The sequence below is a fragment of the Sphingobacterium athyrii genome (assembly GCF_003071065.1).
GTDB lineage: Bacteria > Bacteroidota > Bacteroidia > Sphingobacteriales > Sphingobacteriaceae > Sphingobacterium > Sphingobacterium athyrii.
In genome coordinates this window covers 320,214-323,768 of record NZ_QCXX01000010.1, presented here as the reverse complement: position 1 = coordinate 323,768, position 3,555 = coordinate 320,214, and the positions used below count along the sequence as shown (strand labels likewise).

The window sequence follows — 3,555 nt, the reverse complement described above, 5'->3', positions numbered from 1 at the left end:
GCATTCTTTGTTCTCTTTCTTTGCCTGTCCTCATTAAATATCATATCCAGTGACCAGTGCAACTTGTTTTCCACGCCCCAGTGTAACCTGATATAACTATTGAAATGTGCCGCTTTTTCACTCAAGCTGCTGATATAATAGCGCTGTTCTGTGGTCACCTTGTTTCCTATCTCCCTTGTGGAACTTATGCGTACCACCGATTTTATTGAAGCCCATGAAATACTGTTGTCTATGAAGGTAAGGTCGGTGATCACCTCGCATTTACGGCTTTCTATGCGTCCGTGCCCTTTCTCCTGGGCGAGATCTGCGTCTGCTGGAAGCTGGTTTTCAAATCGACCCTTTATCTGATCCGATAGTTCCTGTTGGTTTCCCTTGACCGATAGGATATAATCCGCCTTGTTCTCTACGATCTTCTGTGCAATATCGACTTGGGTACCCATAGCATCTATGGTCACGATGCTCCCTTCTATGTCCAGCAGTTCCAATAAAAGGGGGATTGCGGTGATCTCGTTGCTCTTATCAGAGACTTTCAATTGTCCCAATACCAGCTCATTACTGGATGCCCATGCGCTCACCATGTGTATTGGACTCTGGGAATGAAAACTATCCCTTGAACCCCTAATGCTCTTCCCATCTATACTGATGACCTCCTTTTTGATCGACTCATTCTTCAGGCTACCTGCCCATTCTACGAACATTTTTTCAAACAACTTGGGCCGAAGACCGCTGAAGACACGATTGATCGTGTCGTGTGAGGGAATCCCATGAGGCAGTTTGAGAAAACCTTTGAGAAAACCAAGCTTGGTTTTACCGAAAGCCTCAATGGAATCCCAGGATTCAGCACCACAAAGTACACCAAGGATCGACAGAATGATGATGTCACTCAAAAGATGCTTCTTGTTCCGGCTAATCCGGTGGTCGGGAAACTGTTCAAAATAGTGATGGAGGGTACTCTTTTTCTCTAACATGATGGAACAAAGATACCTCCATCAGAGCTTTAACGAAACACATATTACCAACATCGAAAACCTAAAAATGTGGAAACTCTCCTAAATTTTTTATTTTTAATGCGTTAGCCCTGGATCATTTGTGAAGCAATCCAGTCGAAAATATTATGTATCCGTAGCCTTCTGGATAAAATTAGGGCTGCTTTTTATTTATTTGATCAATCCTGCCCGTTTGAGTAGGGGTTCAACAGATGGTTCCTGACCTCTGAAACGCTTGTAAAGCACCATTGGGTGTTCTGTTCCCCCTTTGGATAAGATGTTGTCCTGAAATTTATGGGCAATATCAGCGTTGAAAATGCCATTTTGTTTGAAATAATCAAACGCATCCGCATCCAGTACTTCGGCCCATTTGTAGCTGTAGTAGCCTGAAGAGTAGCCGCCATTAAAAATATGGGAGAAGGCTGTGCTCATCGCATTTTCTTTCACATCGGGATACAACTTGGTGGATGCGAATTGCTCATCTTCGAATGTTTTCAGGTCAGCAATGGCATTTGGATCCTGTCCATGCCAGCCCATATCCAATAAACCAAAGCTTAACTGGCGCATCGTCGCCATTCCTTCCAGAAAAGATGCGCTCTCACGGATTTTTTCCACCAGTTCCATTGGGATCACTTCGCCGGTTTCATAATGTTTGGCAAACAATTCCAATGCATCTTTTTCGTAACACCAGTTTTCCATTACTTGGCTTGGCAATTCAACAAAATCCCAATAGACAGATGTACCGGATAAAGTCGGATAGATCGTTTCCGCCAACATTCCGTGCAGAGCATGGCCGAATTCGTGAAATAGTGTCGTTACTTCCTGAAAGGTCAATAAGGAAGGTTTCGTTGCCGTGGGACGTGTGAAATTACATACGATGGATACATGCGGGCGTTCTTGCTTGCCGTTTTGTACATACTGTGGTTTGAAGGAAGTCATCCAGGCACCATTTCGTTTCCCTTTACGTGGAAAGAAATCGGCATAGAATATAGCGACGAGCTCGCCGTTATCTTTAGTAACTTCAAAAGTCTGTACTTCTTCGTGATAGGTTTCAATGTCCTTGACTTCTTTGAAATTGATGCCAAATAGTCGGTGGGCAACCTCAAATGCACCATGTAGCACATTTTCAAGCTTGAAATAGGGCTTAAGCTTTTCATCATCCAGATTAAAGCGTTCCTGCTTTAGTTTTTCTGCATAGTATGCGCCATCCCATTTCTCCAGCTGTTCAATGCCGTCCAGTTTCTTGGCAAAAGCACCCAATTCGGCGAACTCTTCCAGTGCCGCGGGTTTTGCTTTTCCAAGCAAATCATTCAGAAATTCGGTTACTTTCGCTGGGTTTTGTGCCATGCGTTCTGCTAATACAAAATCTGCATGGGTCGCATAACCTAATAATTTAGCGCGTTCAAAACGTAGTTTTACGATTTTCAATACGTTTTCGACGTTGTTGTATTCATTGTCCTGAAAGGCCTTTCTTCCTGCCGCCAAGGTAATCTCCTTACGCAATTCGCGGTTGTCGGCGTAAGTGACGAAAGGAAGGTAACTAGGAAAATCCAAGGTAAATAGCCAACCTTCTTTTTCATTGGCTTTGGCCAAAGCATGGGCTGCCTCAATGGCTCCCTCCGGAAGTCCGGCTAGATCCTTCTCTTCGGTAACAAGGAGCTGATAGGCATTGGTTTCCGCTAGGACATTCTCACCGAATTTTAATTTTAAAAGCGATAGTTCGGCATCGATTGCACGTAACTGTTCTTTCTGCTCATCGTTCAGTAGTGCTCCATTGCGGACAAAATCTTTATAGGATTTTTCCAATAGTGTGGCCTGCTCCGCCGTAAGCGACAGCTGATCTTTTTGATCGTAAACTGCTTTTACGCGTTTGAAGAGATCAAAGTTTAACGTGATGTCATTGCCCAAAGCGGATAATTTAGGCGCAACATCCTGCGCAATTTTTTCAAGTTCATCATTGGTCTCCGCAGAATGTAAGTTGAAAAAGATGCTGGATAATCTATCCAGCGTTTGCCCCGAATAAGACATCGCCGCAATGGTGTTGTCAAAGGTGGGTGCTTCGGAACTGTTGACGATGGCGTCAACTTCATCTTTTGTTTTTTTGATTGCCGCGTCAAATGCGGGGATATAATCTTCGTTTTTTATCTGTGAAAACGGAGCGGTATCGTGCTTCGTTTTGAATTTTTCTGTTAAAATACTCATAAAGGTAAATGTAATAAATATTTATATGAAGCGCTAAAATCAATGAAAATTATCAGGGCTAACGCATTAAAAATAAAAAATTCAGGAGAGTTTCCACATTTTTAGGTTTTCGATGTTGGTAATATGTGTTTCGTTAAAGCTCTGATGGAGGTATCTTTGTTGCATCATGTTAGAGAAAAAAAGTACCCTCCATCACTATTTTGAACAGTTTCCCGACCACCGGATTAGCCGGAACAAGAAGCATCTTTTGAGTGACATCATCATTCTGTCGATCCTTGGTGTACTTTGTGGTGCTGAATCCTGGGATTCCATTGAGGCTTTCGGTAAAACCAAGCTTGGTTTTCTCAAAGGTTTTCTCAAACTGCCT

The 3,555-nt window shown here is 43.0% G+C and carries 3 protein-coding genes; 1 reads left to right on the top strand and 2 read right to left on the bottom strand.

Annotated features, from left to right (window positions below; genetic code table 11):
* Together DCO56_RS27575 and DCO56_RS27570 are read right to left on the bottom strand one after the other, a co-directional pair.
* The coding region (locus DCO56_RS27575) for an ISAs1 family transposase (protein WP_108636397.1) at nt 1-968 on the bottom strand (968 nt) is incomplete at its 3' end.
* Between the two features lie 189 nt (nt 969-1,157).
* Complete coding sequence (locus DCO56_RS27570) at nt 1,158-3,188, bottom strand: M3 family metallopeptidase (protein WP_108636890.1); 2,031 nt, start codon at nt 3,186-3,188, stop codon at nt 1,158-1,160.
* A 166-nt stretch (nt 3,189-3,354) separates the two neighbouring features.
* Between DCO56_RS27570 and DCO56_RS29665 the strand changes: the two genes are divergently transcribed.
* Nucleotides 3,355-3,555 (top strand): transposase family protein (locus DCO56_RS29665; RefSeq protein WP_219929466.1); only part of this gene is annotated, 201 nt, incomplete at its 3' end.

What these genes read in the sequence shown, in the direction of transcription:
- DCO56_RS27570 (WP_108636890.1), bottom strand. Translation starts at nt 3,188, where the DNA reads ATGAGTATTTTAACAGAAAAATTCAAAACGAAGCACGATACCGCTCCG.